Here is a 16,543-nt window from a genome sequence, read left to right as displayed (position 1 = left end):
AGCCTGGAGTCTGAGCATAGAACTCAGCATTAAGAACCGAAGCTTTAGGTGGAGGCTGTGGGGCCAAAGGAATACTCATAATCAGAGATATCAGGAGCCATTGGCTCAGGCCGATCCATCGGGAGGTCTTGCAAGCCTGTTGCTGAAGAGCGCTTCGGGCCGAAGCGCTTCCATAGGCTGTATCGTATGCCGCCGGATATCACATTTGCCAGATTCATCACCAGGCTAAGGCGGGTGTTCTGGAGGACCATTACCTCCATGAAGCCGCAGACATTCACGATGCCTGTTATGCTTATATTTCCTACCGAAGGCAAGGCTTTATTCACTCCTGCTCCTGGGAAAAGAGGGCCCTCTCTGACATTGATGAATCCTACTCTATCGATTTTCCCCAAACAAGCATCTATAGCGATTACAAAGGGGTTGGGGAAGAGATTCAGTTTATCTATGTAATCCTTCAAGTTCTTGGCATGGACAGGCTCATCCAAAGAACCATATATATGCACATTCTTAAGCTTCATATCTTTAAGCTTATGCCCTACCAAGGGTCCAAGGCAATCGCCGGTTGATCTGTCGGTACCGATACAAAGCAGTACGGTATCGGTGTAATTGTCATTGTAGTTTTTCTTGAAAATTTCTTCGAAGTAGCTCGAAAAATAGATAAAAGAAAAAGGTTTAGAAACATCTACGGACTTTTCGTATAAGCTCATATCATGTACTCCTTAGCATATTCTGTTGTGCAGATTGATTCTGGACATCCATTTTGCCTACTGATGCGATAAGCCTTTTCAAATTGCAAGCATCCATCAAGCCGACACAACGAGTTGAATTATTCTAAAATAAAGTATTTCCCAAAAACCATTTTTAAATACAGTGATGAAATGACAAACCTTGTTGAAAAGCGCAGCGGCAAGAAAAATTTTCTACTGATGCGCTATAAAATGATATAATCAAATTATATAGCTGTTGCATGCGGCTTGTGCCAGCATATTGCCTGATCCGCTTTGGGATGTTGATAAGTATATAAATTCGATACATTTTAAGGAAACTTCTTTTAATAATTTACGTATATACATTGGGGGTAGGATAAATGGTAAAAAAAAGAGCTTTGCCCTATTTGATCTTGATCATTGCCGTAATCTTTTTTATAGCTTTGCTTATGTTCAAAAATCTTTTCTACGGAGTAAGTGTATCAATAGGTGATATAAAACGGCTGGAGATTCAACAAGAGCTCACTCCAATATCAAATGACAGTATGCTGTTTACTTATGACGGTATTATGATAGAGGGTGAAAACTCAAATCTGCGGGCGAGAAATATGGAAGGCACCATACTTTGGACCATAAAGCTGAAAGGCAATGTGAGCAGCATCATTGGCTGTGGCAAAGACATTGTTGTAAATATAAATAACAGGAGCATCGCTACTATATCGAAATCCGGAGAAGTGCTGTGGCAATATGAGCTTGCAGTACCTGCATCTAATATACTCTCTTCAGATAGCGGACTGCTTATGATTCAATATAAAGAGGATGCATATAACTCCTTCGAAATATTCAGCATCAAAGGAGTCAGAAACTGCAAGGCGGCTATAGGCAATGCCCATGTGATTTCCTTTGACGGAATAATCGGAAAGAGCTATACGGTTTCTCTGCTGGATGCTTCCTCCAACAAGGTGGTCACAAAGATAGCTACATATAACAACAAGGGTGAGATACTATGGGCAAATAATTTTGAAGATATGCTGGTATCAAAGATAAAATACAACAATAAGGGAGATTTGGTTGCTATATCTGAAAGCTCAATCAAAAAATTCAGATCAGATGGGAAGATGGTTAAAAATCTGGATTTTTCCAACCCTTTGCTCAAGGCATCCGCGGGCAATGATATTATAGTATCATTAGTAAAAAATGCAGGGTTTTACGATGTATTTATCCATGATTACAATTTAAAGCAAATTGGCTCAGCTGCTGTTAAAACAAAGCCTGACAGTATTTTTGCAGGTAAGAATTATTTCCTGCTTTATGATAAGGACAATTTGACATTATCGGGCAGGCAAGGAAAGATGTTGGCTGTATATGAATCAAATATTGACATAAATAGCGCATACATAAATAATGATTCAGACATATATATAATTTCCAACAGGAAGCTTCAAAGGCTTACCTTTCAAAAGTAGGTGATTTTATGAACTGGGTGGATTATATTATTGTGTCAATAATTACAATAGGAGTTTTATATGGAGCTGCAAGAGGCTTGATACATGGGCTGTTCAGCATAGGAGGGCTGATAGTATCGATCATCGCAGCTAAGAAATACAGCGGGCTTGTTGCAGAAGCTTTGGTGGCGTATACAGGCATAGAAAATAAGCTGCTGGAGTTCATTCAAAAAAATAAGATTACAGAAGCATTTGCTTTTTCTTTGCCTGTAGAGAAAGGTTTTGATGATCTGTACCAGTACATAACCATGGTCATAATAAACTGTATAGCGCTGCTTTTGGCATTTATGGCTGTACGCATATGCATGTTGCTCCTTGAAGCTTTGCTTAAAGGGGTGTTTAGGCTTCCCGTTCTTAGCAGCATTAATCACAGCGGCGGCGCAATACTTGGGCTGGTTCAATCTATACTGATTTTGTTATTCATCTATGCCATATTTATACCCATTGCATCTGTTGAAAAATTTAATTTTGTGCAACAGGCTATAGAGGCTTCATTGCTATCAAAGTATTTCTATAAATATAATTTTATGCTGAGTTGGGCATTGGATACGGCCTTGAATATATTTATTGATTAGGAGTGATTTTAGTGAACAAGAGACGTTCCATTTTAGGTGTGCTTTTGATATTGATCGGCATCTCTGCTATTTTAAAAAATTTGGGAGTAATGCCCGGTAATTCTTTTGTGCTGTTTGGGGGTATATTCCTATTATATTTATGGTATATAAAAAGACAGCAGATTTTTTTGGTTTTGGGGTCTTTGGCTGTATTCTCAGGGGCCTTATCTTTGATTCAAGATCTGGGAATCTTTCGCTTCAGAATGTCTGGCGAACTGATGCTGTTGGCCCTGGGCATACTGTTTTTGTTCTTCTATTATACCAAAGGGATCTTTGGCTTTGTATTTCCTGGAGCTATATTAATTTCTCTGGCCGTATATGTATTCCTCATGGAAAATTTCAATTCAGCAAAGCTGTGGCCAAGCTACTTCCTCTTGCTGGGGTTTGCATTCTACTTGATATATTTCATTGCCTTTTATGAAAGAAGCAGCTGGCCTTTGGTAGTCGGTACTATTCTAAATCTTTTAGGCCTCGTTTTTTTGGCCTTCAGCTACGGGCTGCTGAATTGGAGGCTTTATCAGTATTACAATTATGTCTGGCCTATATTGCTGATCCTGATCGGCATATTATTATTGATGAAGATTTTCGCCGGAAGGCCTCGCTAATCATCAGCGATATTGATAGATGAATTAGAGGTAGAGGCATCGATCAATATTTTTTGGGCGGAGGCTTCATAGCTGCTGCTGATCACAGAAGCTTCGGCCTTCATATTGCCGTTCCTCCTATCAATCATATAAGAGGCCCCAAGTTCCGGTATATTGATGTTGCCAAGAGATGTTCTGGCATTGATCTTATAACCGGAGCTATTATTTTTTGGAAGGTTTATTTTTATTTTTCCGTTGGAGGTTTGAAGCGTATATTCAGCTTCACCGTCATTTATAGAATCGAATCGGCTTAAATATATGCTTCCATTGCTTGTGTTGGATTTCAATATGTCGAAGCATGAATCCTCCAGCTCAATATTGCTGTTTGAGGTATCGATTGCCGCATAAGCTGCTTTGGAGCCTGAAACAATGATCTTGCTGTTGTTCGTCTTTGCATTAAGTTTGACAAAGCTTGAATCCAAGACTTCGATTTTAGCATTGGAAGTATTGCAGTGCAAGATTTCGCCCTTTAGGTTTTCTATTCGGCATTTAGAGTTGCTTGTTTCGATTTCCAAGCTGTCTATATATTGAGGCGCTTTAATTTCCAATGAGCCCCAGGCTTTTGCGGGGAAATCCGTACTGATGAAGATCACACCGTTCTCGTACTTGGCGGATATATACTTGTCAATATCCGCATCTTCAAAGAACAGGTTCAGCTTCATGCTGACGGAGACTTCAGGCTTATCAGCTGGGACTGCCGATACGGATAAATTTTGAGTTTTGAGCACCACCCTTATCTTGTCATTATTTTCAATGGGGAAGGAATAATTTTTGGATAGGGTTTTGTACATATCGGTGTTATTAAAGCCTGTGCTGATATAGTTGACCATCTTGTCTGCAAATTTGACTGCAGCTTCTGCAAAATCCGTACTCACGTTTTCAACCTTTGATACGAAGTCAGGGCCGAATTTATCTGCCAGCTCCTCAGCTTTTTTGCTGAACTTGTTTATAGTGTCATTGAATTTATTGTTTGAATAGGTTTGCTCCGTTTTAAATTCCTTTGAGGAGCTTTTTTCTGATGCAGTTGCATTGCTTTCTATGGAGCTTAGAAGCTTTAATGCTTCTTCGGAAGTTATTTTACCCTCCTCAAGCATTTTGAGAATCATCATTTTTTCATCCATTAAACTTAGACCTCCTAATCATTCATCATCTTTATTGCCTCTTCGGCAGTGATCTCCCCATTATAGAGCTTTTGAAGCACATCTTTCTTGTATTCGGGTTCTTCCGGCTGGCTTTTGTAACCCAAAGCTTCAATAAGGCTCTCCAGCTTGTTCTTGACCGTAGGATATGAGATCCCCATCTCTTTTTCGATTTCCTTTATATTTCCTCTATTTTTGATGAAGATCTCAGCAAATTCTTTTTGCTCCTTTGTCAGCAGGCAAAATTTGCACAGATTAAAATGCCCTTCGATGGATGTACCGCAGCTTTTGCAATTAAGCTTCACTACTTCTAAGTCTTTGGAGCATACAGGGCACTTTCCTAAAACCTCTTTTTTCATTCAATCAACTCCTGATGGCAATATATTTGGCCAAATATCTGATCATAAACCTGGATATTAACGATAAGGTCAATATTTTAATTCCATTTTACACCTAAATTTAAATATGTCAATATAAATATTAATATTATTAAGATAATATATCAATAATATTAAGTTTTTTAATAAAAAAATTAATATAGCCTATTGTGCCAATGCAATCTTATAACAGCGAGCACAATAGAACAATATAGAGATTATCTATGGACTATTATTGTATTATCGAATAATTCTATAGTTATTATGCTGCCAATAAAATTGAAGTAATATATATATAAGATTTAGCTGAGGAGGGAAAAAGGTGAAAGAAATTGATGCTAGAGGATTAAAATGTCCGGAGCCTGTTATAATGACGAAGAAAGCTCTGGAAGCGTTAGAAGAAGGTGTTGTGCTTTCTATTGTTGATAATATCACTGCTAAGGAGAATGTGAGCAGGCTGGCTGCAAATTTGAATCTGGGGTATGAAATAGAGGAGAAAGATGGCTGCTTCTATATTTCTATAAATAAGGTCAAGGATGATAAGCAAAATATTAATGCCAAGACCAATGATGACATAGCTATAGTGATAACAACGGATAAGCTCGGAAGCGGAAATGATGAGCTGGGCAAGGTGCTGATGAAAAGCTATCTTTATGCGCTGACGGAATCATCACCTATGCCGAAGTCCATGATGTTTCTAAACGGAGGAGTAAAGCTTACTACAGAAGGTGCAGAGGCTTTGGATAATCTTGTGAAGCTGAGTGAGGCAGGAGTTGAAATAGTAAGCTGCGGTACTTGCCTGGATTTTTATGGTCTCAAAGAAAAGCTTAAGGTAGGAGTAGTCGGAAATATGTATTCCATTGTAGAAAAAATGAATGCGGCAGGAAAAGTGATCAATATTGGGTAAGTAAAAGCCGGTGATTTGCAAATCACCGGCTTTTACTTATTATCCCTCTCATATTGATACAAATTAAAGGATTTTAGGGTCAGAGAAGCAATCTATGTATAAACTATGTAAAATATTTGTAATTCTGCAATTATATAATGTAAAATTAGATGAATGAAGAATTGTATTTCATGGCGAAATATTTAGTATTCAATTTTGGAGGGGTAAATATGGATAGACATTTTACAGTTTCGGTATTTATTGTTCATAAAGATAAAGTGTTATTGCACTCACATAAAAAGGCTAAAAAAATGCTTCCTTTGGGTGGTCATATAGAAGTTAATGAATTACCCGAAGAAGCATGTATTCGTGAAGCACATGAAGAATCAGGACTGGAAATAAGTCTATATAGCCCAGTTAACGAAGAACTAAAAAAATCATGTGCATTGGCAGGAGAAAAACTATTAATAAATCCTATGCACACAATTTTTGGTGAAATAACTCCAGAGCATTGTCATATAGACTTTGTTTATTATGCAACTGCAAAATCTTATGAAACAAGACTGGTCGATGGAGAATCTAATTTGCTCAAGTGGTGCACTAAAGAAGAATTTAAAAATGCTGATGATATTCAAGAAAATGTCTTAACAATGGCTAATGAAGCGTTAGAATTATTAGGTGAAAGATAGATTATTCCATTTATCGGCACTATTCTTTAATAGAGCGTAATTATAATATATAATAGAGCAAAGATTAAATATAATATGTTGTTCAAAAATGCTAAAATTAAATATAGTCGCAAAAATGCTAATCGATTAGTGAGGTAGAGATATGGAACAACTGAAAATGAAGATAATAAGCCTCCTCGCCGGGACGGGCTCCTTCAATGTATACTTATCTGCAGCTTTGAAGATACTCTTTATAATCATCTTCTGGCGCATCGTAAATGCTGTTTTGAACAAGGTAATAAATAATTTTTTTAAGCTTTCACCCAGGCTCAGAATGGATGAAAAGAAGTCCAATACCTTATCGGGTTTGATGAAAAGCATAATAAGGTATACAATTTATATAATAATGGCAATATCCGTGCTCAATGTGCTGAACATACCCACTCAGTCCATATTGGCAGCTGCCGGATTGGGAGGCCTGGCCATTGGCTTTGGAGCTCAAAACCTTGTAAAGGATGTGATCTCAGGATTTTTTATACTGTTTGAGGATCAGTACGCGGTCGGGGATTATGTATCTATAGGTTCAGCCACAGGAAATGTGGAAGATATAGGTTTGAGGATAACAAAAATAAGAGCTTTCAATGGGGATTTGCACATAATACCCAATGGGGAGATTAAAACAGTTATAAACCATAGCCGTGGAAATTCACTGGCAATCATAGATATCAGCATTGCTTATGAAGCTGATGCGGATAAAGCGATAAGCATTTTGAAGGATATAGGCAACAGCTTTTATGAGAATAATAGAGATAGGGTCATAGAACCGCCGGAGGTTCTGGGCATAATCAGCTTCGGAGAGTCGGATGCAAAGATAAGGATGATAATGAAAACAGCTTCTTTAAAGCACTGGTCTGTAGAAAGAGAAATGAGAAAGATAATAAAAGAAGCTTTTCGCAAAGAAAATATCGAGGTACCCTATCCCAGAAGAGTGTACATAAGCCGGCCCGATAAGGAATGATGGGATGCCAAAGGGAGCGGATTTTATGCATTCCGGATATATAAATGTAATCAATAAGGAATGATTGGAGGGTAAATATGTATTATCCGAAAAAATATAGTGTGGGAGACATTGTTGAGACCAGAAAAGGGCACCCTTGCGGCAGCAACCAGTGGGAAGTGACAAGGGTAGGTGCTGATTTTAAGATCAAATGCCTGGGATGCGGCAGAGTAGTCATGCTTCCCAGAGTAAAATTTGAAAAGTCTGTAAAAAAAGTAATAAAATCTGTCCAGCCTGAAGAAAATATTGAGATAGACAGTTGATATAAACAAGCGTTAATGGTATAATGTTATGGCGTAAATTCCTCGCTCTGCGAGAGCAGGGCCGTTAGTCCGTGGGGAGGAGGTGAATATTATTATGAATTTATATGAAACAATTTACATCATAAAGCCTGATGTAGAAGAAGAGGCTGTAAAGCCCATTGTAGAAAAGTTCAAAGCTCTTATTGAAGTAAACGGAGAGTTTGAAACAATCGACGATTGGGGCAAGAGAAAGCTTGCTTATCCTATTGAAGATTATACAGAAGGCTATTATGTTTACATGAAGTATAAAGCAGGAAGCGAAATTCCAAGAGAGTTGGATAGAGTATTTGGTATAACTGAAGATGTACTAAGACATCTTATAGTAAAAATTGAAAAATAACAAAGGGCGGTGTAAATAGTATGAATAAAGTTGCTCTTGTTGGCAGATTGACCAGAGACCCTGAAATAAGGTACACTCCCGACAATCAAATGGCTATAACCAGGTTTACTGTTGCAGTGGATAGAGCCTTTAAAAGAGACGGTCAACAGGCTGCCGATTTTTTACCTATCGTGGTTTTTGGCAAAATAGCAGAGAATGTTCATAAATATATGGGCAAGGGCAGGTTGGTGTCAGTATCAGGGAGGCTTCAGTCCAGAACTTGGGATGACCAGGAAGGCAAGCGCCATTATTCGTATGAGGTAGTCGCCGATGAAGTTGGATTTTTGGATAGAGCCTCTGATTCAAGGAGCCAGGCTGGACAAAGCGGCTTTGGCCTTGAGACAGAAGATTTCCATCCTGTAGACGAGGAAGACGATCTTCCATTTTAGTATGGATAGGAGGGAACGGTTTTGAATAGACGTGGAAATTCAGCCGGTGGCGGCGGAAAAATGCGCAAGCCGAAAAAGCGTGTTTGCAACTTTTGCATTGACAAGGTTGAATCAATAGATTATAAAGATGTAAATAAACTGCGCAGGTATATTACTGAAAGAGGAAAGATTATACCAAGAAGAATTTCAGGAAACTGTGCAAAGCATCAAAGACAGCTTACTCTGGCAGTTAAGAGAGCAAGAAACATTGCCTTACTGCCTTTTACAGCAGAATAAAATTTAACCCGGGATAAAAACCTGGGTTTTTTCTTTTGTTGTACACAAAAGCCTGGTGTGCTATTATAATAATTAACATTGGCAGTATTCTCAATTAAGGCGGAGTATAGGTTATTTGCTGCTATCAGCAGTATAATAGAAATATGCATATGATAGCTTGGTTGCATATGGCATGGATGAGGGGGGGAAGCGCATTGCAAAAGGAAACTGATATTACGAGAAATATCAGAATAATCGAGTTCTTAAAAAGTGAGCTTTTGACATCTGTAGCATCATTACATCAGATATTGCTCAAGGGAAGCAAGGCAAGCCGTGATGCTCTTTTGGACATATTGGCGAACCTGGTAATGGTTACATATATATTAGGAAAACGCCTTGGGCTATCTTATGGAGTAATTGATTCTAAAATAATGGACAAAATAAAAATTGGCATGCTTGAAGAGCATGAAACAGAGAAATGGTATGGTGACCTATCAGACCTTTCCGATTATTTGCAGAAACATAGATAAGAGGTGCATAATGAAAAATAGTATGAATACAAAAGCCTTGGTGGAAGGCGCTATCTTTGCTTCCGTAACAGCAGCTTTGGGAATAATGGTCTACTATATGCCTTTGCTCTCCTTGATAGGTATGTTTTGGGCGACTCCTATAATAATCATCGGCTTCAGGAATGGATTCAAGGTCAGCTTTATATCTGCAGCAGTAGCCGGAGCAATTGTTTCCATATTTACAGAGCCCTTCAGCGGCCTATATCTTTTTATGGTATTTGGGATATCGGGTATTGTTATGGGCTGGCTGATGAACAGGAAGGTCAGTCCGAGTGTAAATATCACCGTCTCCGGTCTGGTGTTGGCCTTATGCTCCGTTTTCGGAATACTGTTTGGTTTTTTTATAGCCGGCCAATCAGCCGCTCAGGTTATAGAGCAGCTTATGAAAATTATGAACGAATCTATAGATACGACAGTAAGCCTTTATAAGTCCATGGGTATATCGGAGGATCAGTTGAACAGCATTGTAACAATGATGAAAGAAGGCATAACGGCCATGCAATACATAATACCCACATTATTTCTTATGAACGGCATGCTGTTTTCATTCATCAATTTCAAGGCCGTAAAGCTGATACTTGGAAGGATGAAATATCAGATAGAAGATGTAAAACCCTTTTCGCAATGGAGGCTTCCGGATAATTTTTCTCTGGGCATGCTGGTAATAGTGCTTTTGACTATGATGGCTTCATACTTGCAGATACCGAACATTCAAACGGTTCAGATAAACATAATTTATATTGTAAGGTGGGTGTTTACTATCGTAGGCTTGTCTGCCGCTTCATTCTTTCTGGAAAAGTACAAGGTGGCCAGGCCCTTTAAGGTGTTTATACTCGTATTTTTATTTCTTACCTTATCCAATTACCTTACAATTGTCGGACTCATTGATGCGATTTTCAACTTTAGAAAATTAGATAAAAGGCATATCGGGGGGATATGATGAAAGGCAGGTTTTTTTACAGGATGATATTGCCTGACTCCAATATCTATCTGTGGATAATAGGCGTCGGTATCTTGATCATCGGCTACTATAATCTGTTTATAGGATTGCTGGGGGCAATACTGTTGCTCTATCTTATTTACTACAATGTTAAGCAAAAAACTCAAAAAAAGGAGGAGCTCAGGCTCTATATCGAAAAGCTGTCGGAAAGTGTGGACTTTGCAACAAAAAATGCCATACTGAATTTGCCGTTTCCTTTGGTAATTTCTGATGACGAGGGCAATATCAGCTGGTATAATTCCTTATTCCTGGAGATATTCCAGGGCGATTATCTGCTGGATAAGAAAGTGGATACATATTTGCCGGGCTATGACACAGAAATTATTTTGAAAGAGGAAAAGAAGGAATTCAGGAACACAAAGGTCAAGGACAGGTATTATGATTTGCATTGCGAGCCCTTTAATGTATCAGAAGATGGCAAGGATAAGAGGATCATAATTACATACTTGGTTGATAAAACCGAATACATGAATCTCAAGAACAGGTATCTTGAAGAAAAAAATGTGGTTGCCATATTAGAAGTCGATAATCTGGATGAAGTTTTAAAGGATGTGGAGGAAGCATCCGAGCCGGTGATATTGGCTGATCTGGACAGGATCATCGGCTCCTGGGCGGCAATAAACAATGCATCGATACAGAAATATTTCAACGGGGAATACATACTTCATTTTAATCAAAAACAGCTCACTTTAATGGAAGAAAAACGTTTTGAAATATTGGATACGGTAAGGGAGATAAACTCAGGCAATAAAATTCCTTTAACTCTCAGCATAGGTGTGGGAGTAAACGGGAAAACCCATGCAGAGCTTCAGAAATTTGCCAAGAGCGCTATGGATATAGCTTTGGGGCGCGGCGGCGATCAGGCGGTAGTGAAAAATTATGATAAGCTTTCTTTCTATGGCGGTAAATCAAAGGCTGTAGAAAAGAGGACCAGAGTAAAAGCCAGGGTAATCGCCTATGCATTGAGACAGCTCATCGAGCAGTCACAGGATGTGCTCATAATGGGCCATGAGATGCCGGATTTGGATTGCATGGGCGCTTCTTTGGGAATATATAGATGTTGTAAAAATCATAATAAGCCGGTTAGAATAGTATTGGACGGAGTTAATGCAGGTATAGATAATCTATGGGCAGAGCTTAAGGAAGATGAAGAGTATGACGATGTCTTTGTGAAAAGAAATGACGCCATAGCCATCGCAAGCAAGGGCACTCTTCTTATAGTGGTGGATGTTCACAGGCCAAGCTTTACCGTTGAGCCCCTTTTGATTGAGAAGGTGGAGAAAAAGGTGATAATAGACCATCACCGAAGAGGCACGGAATTTATAGATGATGCGGTGCTCACATATATAGAGCCTTATGCATCCTCTACAAGCGAGCTTGTAACCGAGATACTTCAGTACATGTTTGAAAAGCCTAAGATCAAACAGATTGAAGCAGAAGCACTGCTGGCAGGTATTTTCATAGATACCAAGAATTTCTCATTCCAGACCGGAGTGAGAACCTTTGAAGCCGCATCCTTCTTGAGGAGGGCGGGAGCTGATACTACTTTGACCAGGCAGCTGTTCCAGGACAATATGGATACCTTTTTAGCGAGAGCCCAGGTTGTAAAAAATGCACAAATGTATAAAAACAATATTGCTATCTCAGTTATATCAAAGCATATAGACAATCCTGCTTTGATAGCTGCCCAGGCAGCAGATGAATTATTGAACATAAAAGGCATCAACGCTTCTTTTGTGCTGTCCGAGATAGAAAACTACATATTTATCAGCGGCAGATCCCTGGGGGATATAAATGTGCAGGTAGTATTGGAGAAGCTTGGCGGCGGAGGGCATTTGACGGTAGCAGGTGCCCAGCTTTCAGACATAGATATGGAGGAAGCCATAGCTTTGGTCAAGAAAGCAGTTGATGAATATATAAAGGAAGGTGAGAGATAATGAAAGTCGTTCTCTTGCAAGATGTAAAATCTCTTGGGAAAAAAGATGATATAGTAAATGTAAGTGATGGTTACGCCAGGAATTATTTATTTCCGAGGAAGCTTGCTGCGGAAGCTACTGCAGGCAAGCTGAATGAGATCTCCGACAAAAAAAGCTCATTGGAGAATAAAAAGAAGAAAGAGCTGGAGGAAGCTAAGGCATTGGCCGAGAGGCTGAGCAAGATTGAGCTTGTGATCAAGACAAAGGCCGGTGTCAACGGAAAGCTTTTTGGTTCCATCACCGGCAAAGATATCGCAGAGCTCATAAAGCAAAAACATAAAATTGAAATAGATAAAAAGAAGATAGTGCTGGATGATGCCATAAAGGCATTGGGGACCCAAGATGTAGAAGTAAAGGTTTATCCGGAAGTATCGGCAAAAATCAAAGTAACAGTTACAGAAGAATAAGGAAGAGGGATCAACGTTGGGAAGTAGCATAGTATGCAGCAATGATGAACTATTGGATGTACTTATAGACTATAGCAGGAAGATTTATGGGGACAGCAAATGCGTAGGTCTTGATGATCTCAAGGACCCGAAAGCAAAAGCGCAAAGGCTTTGGGATATATTAAACCCAAATGAAGAAATTTCTGCAGCAAAAGATCAGGATGATCTGGACCAACTTCTTATGAAACTCAAGGACAAGCTGTCGGATAGAGCAGCCAGAGTATATACGGAAAAACTGATAAATCAGCAAATACTCCACAAAATGGAGGAAAACGAAAAAGAGTATCTTAATCAGATAAAACTCCAGGTTATAAAAAAACACTCAGATAATGAAAATGCATCCACTCTAAAGAGATATGCGGAATTGGAGAAAAAAAAGAGGGTATTTTTGACGAAACAAATTTCCGATATTTTGAGACCTCAAGAAGAGGATGAAATAATTGGGCAATCCAAGGGCGTAAAGGCGTTGATATCAAAGATTGCTTCGCCATATCCCCAGCATGTGATAATATACGGTCCTCCGGGAGTAGGCAAGACCTCTGCTGCCAGGATCGCCCTGAAGGCTGCCAAGGAGAGAAGGTACAGCCCTTTTAGAAAGGATGCGCCTTTTATTGAGGTGAATGGAACTACACTGAGGTGGGATCCGAGAGAAGCGGTAAACCCGCTGCTGGGCTCTGTTCATGATCCCATATATCAGGGGGCAAGAAAAGACCTGTCCGATATCGGAGTGCCTGAGCCAAAGCCAGGTCTTGTCACCGATGCTCACGGAGGGATCTTGTTTATCGATGAGATAGGCGAGTTGGATCTAATGCTCCAAAATAAGCTTCTTAAAGTATTGGAAGATAAAAAGGTGAGCTTTGATTCTTCCTATTATGATGAAAGCAGCGACGATATGCCTAAATATATCCATATGCTCTTTAAGGAAGGGGCACCTGCGGATTTTATCTTGATAGGAGCTACTACAAGGAGGCCCGAAGAAGTAAACCCTGCCTTAAGATCCAGGTGTGCAGAAATATTTTTTAATCCGTTAAGCCCCAGCGATATAGAATCCATATTGGAAAGCGGAGCAAAGAGGCTTGGCATAAGCATAGACAAAGAGGCTAAGAAGCTTATCGGCAAATACACCTACGATGCAAGGAAAGCGGTAAATGTACTGCTGGATTGCTACTCAAGCCATTTGTTTGAAAAGCCCGATGAGAGAGTGGTCATAGATTATGGGCGGGCCTATGAAGCATTGGGTTCTCTCATAAGGGATGAATATGCAAAAGCCAATGACGGCTCTGAAGTCGGCAAGATATACGGAGCCGGAGTAAGCGGATACTTGGGCAGCATAATCGAATTTGAAGCCTTGTCCTTTAAGAGGGAGGATGAAATGGGCTCCGTAAGATTCAATGAAACTGCCGGTTCGATGATAAGGGATTCACTTTTTAATGCCCTTGCAGTGCTAAAAAACAATATGAACATAAATCCTGACAAATATGATATCCATGTTAATTGCATAGGCGGGGGCAAGGTAGACGGGCCATCCGCCGGAGCTGCCATCACTTGCCTTTTGTATTCTTCGATGGCAGGGGTACCCTTGCGCGGTGATTGCTGCGTGACAGGAGAAATATCCATAGGAGGGAGCATAAAGGCAGTAGGGGGAATAAGAGAAAAAATAAGCGCTGCCATAAGAGCAGGCTTTAAGAATATGGTGATACCTTTTGAAAATAAAAGCGACGCTTATGATATTGAAGGTATAAACATAATATATGCAGGCAATATAAAAGAAGTAGTGGAATTTTTAACCAGATGTTGATTTGAGGTGTGAATATGAATGAGCTGATACAAAGGATACCGCCGAACAGTCTGGAAGCGGAGCAATCTGTTTTGGGAGCAATGCTTTTGGATAAAGAGGCTATTTCTGCAGCTACGGAGATACTAAAGGGGGATGATTTTTACAGGGAGGTCCATAAAGAGATCTATGAAGCAATAGTAGATATATATAATGAGAATAACCCTGTAGACCTTATTACCATAACTGAAAAGCTAAAGGGAAGAAACACCTTGGATGCAGTTGGGGGTATAACATATCTTACCCAGCTTATGAATATTGTGCCTACGACTCACAATATAGAACAATATGTAAAGATTGTAGAACAGAAATCCTTGCTGAGAAAGCTCATAAGGTCATCTAACGATATCATATCCAAATGCTATGATAACCCTGAGGATCCTGTTTCAGTAGTGGATCAGGCGGAGAAAAGCATATTTGATATATCCTTGAACAGATCCACCCAGGGTTTTGTTCCGATAAAGAAAATATTGACTGCGAATTTTGACAGGATAGAAGAGCTTTATTTGAATAAAGGAAAAATTACGGGAATACCAACAGGCTTTTCGGATTTAGATCAAAAGCTGTCGGGCTTGCAAAGGTCGGATTTGGTACTGATCGCGGCAAGGCCTTCCATGGGTAAATCTGCTTTGATGATGAATCTGGTGCAAAATGCTGCAGTAAGAGAAAGCATCCCTGTGGCCATATTTTCTCTGGAAATGTCAAAGGAGCAGCTTTCTCAAAGACTGCTATGCTCAGAAGCATTGATAGACGCTCATAGACTGAGAACCGGGGATATATCGGAAGATGAATGGATAAAGCTGGCCCGGGCTATGGGGGTGCTGGCCGATAAACCTATATTTATAGACGACACTCCCGCGATATCCGTAACTGAAATAAGGGCTAAATGCAGGCGATTAAAAATTGAGCATGGGCTTGGGATGATAGCCATAGATTATCTGCAGCTGATGTCCGGTGCCGGCGGCAGATACGACAGCAGGCAGCAGGAGGTCTCTGACATATCAAGATCGCTTAAAGCGCTGGCCCGTGAGCTGGAAGTGCCGGTGGTAGCTCTTTCTCAGCTGAGCCGTGCGCCGGAAGTAAGAGCAGATCACAGGCCTATACTATCAGACCTAAGGGAATCCGGAGCCATAGAGCAGGATGCGGATGTGGTCATATTCCTTTACAGAGACGAATACTATCATCCCGATTCGGAAAAGAAAAACATAGGTGAAGTAATAATTGCCAAGCAGCGTAACGGCCCTACAGGGACAGTAGAATTGGTATGGCTGGGGCAGTTTACTAAATTTGCAGATAAGGCAAAGATATAGAAGCATCGTTAATGCAATCCTCCAGTTCAAGTCAATGCTATAAAGTAGAATTATGTATTAATATGAATCATAAAAACCGCGAAATACGCGGTTTTTAATTTTAGGATTTTATCAATAAGGAATGAGTTATCCACAGAATTTTATGTAACGAGTGGATAACTCGAATAACGACTAAAATATGAGCTTTTAAACCCTTGAAATTACATATTTTCAAAAGGATATTCGAACATATGTGCATATCTCTGTGGATAATGTGGATAATGTGGATTTAAAAAATCTGAATTTACAATGTGAGTGAATGCAGAATATTCATATAAATTGATGTATTATGGCATATTAACATAATATATGTTGAAATATTGAAAGCAATCTTCAACAAAAAAAGATGAATTAAATATTTTTGTCGGCTTGATGCAGATTTGTGTTGTGGATATCTTTGCGGCATAAGTAGTCGGAATATAAAGACACATCAGTTCAAAACAAGAA

At 39.5% G+C, this 16,543-nt stretch carries 19 protein-coding genes; 16 read left to right on the top strand and 3 right to left on the bottom strand.

Translation table 11 applies throughout. The features are described 5' to 3' along the window. Positions 1–44 precede the first annotated feature (44 nt). On the bottom strand, positions 45–707 hold the full coding sequence (gene yyaC / locus LJD61_RS19315; protein ID WP_255229223.1) for a spore protease YyaC: 663 nt from the start codon (positions 705–707) through the stop codon (positions 45–47). A gap of 380 nt (positions 708–1,087) precedes the next feature. Here yyaC and LJD61_RS19310 point away from each other — a divergent pair, with 380 nt between their 5' ends. The 3 genes from LJD61_RS19310 to LJD61_RS19300 are packed head-to-tail and all read left to right on the top strand — an operon-like array spanning position 1,088 to position 3,431. Then, positions 1,088–2,173 (top strand): DUF5711 family protein, encoded by a 1,086-nt coding sequence (locus LJD61_RS19310; RefSeq protein ID WP_255229222.1) that lies wholly within the window; start codon positions 1,088–1,090, stop codon positions 2,171–2,173. 8 nt (positions 2,174–2,181) lie between these two features. Next, positions 2,182–2,787, top strand: a complete 606-nt coding sequence (locus tag LJD61_RS19305; protein ID WP_255229220.1) for a CvpA family protein — start codon at positions 2,182–2,184, stop codon at positions 2,785–2,787. Positions 2,788–2,798: 11 nt separating this feature from the next. Beyond that, complete coding sequence (locus LJD61_RS19300; protein WP_255229219.1) at positions 2,799–3,431, top strand: hypothetical protein; 633 nt, start codon at positions 2,799–2,801, stop codon at positions 3,429–3,431. On the opposite strand, the gene LJD61_RS19295 is transcribed toward LJD61_RS19300, so the two are convergent. After that, positions 3,428–4,591: a DUF4097 family beta strand repeat-containing protein gene (locus LJD61_RS19295; RefSeq protein WP_255229217.1), complete on the bottom strand. Its 1,164-nt coding sequence runs from the start codon at positions 4,589–4,591 to the stop codon at positions 3,428–3,430. The two genes, LJD61_RS19300 and LJD61_RS19295, sit on opposite strands and share 4 nt — an antisense overlap. Before the next feature lie 14 nt (positions 4,592–4,605). Continuing rightward, positions 4,606–4,968, bottom strand: coding sequence for a DUF2089 domain-containing protein (locus LJD61_RS19290; RefSeq protein WP_255229216.1), 363 nt, complete (start codon positions 4,966–4,968; stop codon positions 4,606–4,608). Positions 4,969–5,308: 340 nt separating this feature from the next. Between LJD61_RS19290 and yedF the strand changes: the two genes are divergently transcribed. The 13 genes from yedF to dnaB all read left to right on the top strand — a co-directional run bounded on the left by yedF (position 5,309) and on the right by dnaB (position 16,057). Next, the gene (yedF, locus tag LJD61_RS19285; protein ID WP_255229215.1) at positions 5,309–5,893 is read left to right on the top strand and encodes a sulfurtransferase-like selenium metabolism protein YedF; all 585 of its coding nucleotides are present in this window, start codon (positions 5,309–5,311) and stop codon (positions 5,891–5,893) included. A 209-nt stretch (positions 5,894–6,102) separates the two neighbouring features. Continuing rightward, a complete protein-coding gene (locus LJD61_RS19280; RefSeq protein WP_255229214.1) occupies positions 6,103–6,561 on the top strand; it encodes an NUDIX hydrolase in 459 nt (152 codons plus the stop codon). Positions 6,562–6,703: 142 nt separating this feature from the next. Then, positions 6,704–7,558, top strand: a complete 855-nt coding sequence (locus LJD61_RS19275; RefSeq protein ID WP_255229213.1) for a mechanosensitive ion channel family protein — start codon at positions 6,704–6,706, stop codon at positions 7,556–7,558. Between the two features lie 77 nt (positions 7,559–7,635). After that, positions 7,636–7,860, top strand: a complete 225-nt coding sequence (locus LJD61_RS19270) for a DUF951 domain-containing protein (protein WP_255229212.1) — start codon at positions 7,636–7,638, stop codon at positions 7,858–7,860. A 94-nt stretch (positions 7,861–7,954) separates the two neighbouring features. Then, positions 7,955–8,239, top strand: coding sequence for a 30S ribosomal protein S6 (rpsF, locus tag LJD61_RS19265; protein WP_255229211.1), 285 nt, complete (start codon positions 7,955–7,957; stop codon positions 8,237–8,239). Positions 8,240–8,259: 20 nt separating this feature from the next. After that, positions 8,260–8,667 carry a single-stranded DNA-binding protein gene (locus LJD61_RS19260; RefSeq protein WP_255229210.1) on the top strand — a complete coding sequence of 136 codons (408 nt, stop codon included), beginning with the start codon at positions 8,260–8,262 and terminating at the stop codon, positions 8,665–8,667. A 60-nt stretch (positions 8,668–8,727) separates the two neighbouring features. After that, positions 8,728–8,943: a 30S ribosomal protein S18 gene (gene rpsR, locus LJD61_RS19255; protein WP_255229256.1), complete on the top strand. Its 216-nt coding sequence runs from the start codon at positions 8,728–8,730 to the stop codon at positions 8,941–8,943. 194 nt (positions 8,944–9,137) lie between these two features. Next, positions 9,138–9,452, top strand: a complete 315-nt coding sequence (locus tag LJD61_RS19250) for a MazG-like family protein (protein ID WP_333783158.1) — start codon at positions 9,138–9,140, stop codon at positions 9,450–9,452. A gap of 10 nt (positions 9,453–9,462) precedes the next feature. Continuing rightward, a complete protein-coding gene (locus LJD61_RS19245; protein ID WP_255229209.1) occupies positions 9,463–10,431 on the top strand; it encodes a YybS family protein in 969 nt (322 codons plus the stop codon). Then, positions 10,431–12,428, top strand: a complete 1,998-nt coding sequence (locus LJD61_RS19240) for a DHH family phosphoesterase (protein WP_255229208.1) — start codon at positions 10,431–10,433, stop codon at positions 12,426–12,428. The genes LJD61_RS19245 and LJD61_RS19240 overlap by 1 nt, the downstream gene beginning before the upstream one ends. Next, positions 12,428–12,874 carry a 50S ribosomal protein L9 gene (gene rplI, locus LJD61_RS19235; RefSeq protein WP_255229207.1) on the top strand — a complete coding sequence of 149 codons (447 nt, stop codon included), beginning with the start codon at positions 12,428–12,430 and terminating at the stop codon, positions 12,872–12,874. Before LJD61_RS19240 ends, rplI begins: the two co-directional genes overlap by 1 nt. 16 nt (positions 12,875–12,890) lie before the next feature. Then, complete coding sequence (gene lonC, locus LJD61_RS19230; protein ID WP_255229205.1) at positions 12,891–14,711, top strand: Lon family ATP-dependent protease; 1,821 nt, start codon at positions 12,891–12,893, stop codon at positions 14,709–14,711. A 14-nt stretch (positions 14,712–14,725) separates the two neighbouring features. Beyond that, positions 14,726–16,057 carry a replicative DNA helicase gene (gene dnaB / locus LJD61_RS19225; RefSeq protein WP_255229203.1) on the top strand — a complete coding sequence of 444 codons (1,332 nt, stop codon included), beginning with the start codon at positions 14,726–14,728 and terminating at the stop codon, positions 16,055–16,057. The last annotated feature ends 486 nt before the right edge of the window (positions 16,058–16,543 follow it).

This window comes from Lutispora saccharofermentans, assembly GCF_024363565.1.
In the GTDB taxonomy this organism is placed as follows: Bacteria; Bacillota; Clostridia; order Lutisporales; family Lutisporaceae; genus Lutispora; species Lutispora saccharofermentans.
The sequence above is the reverse complement of the archived record's forward strand: the minus strand, read 5'-3'. Positions and strand labels throughout refer to the sequence as shown.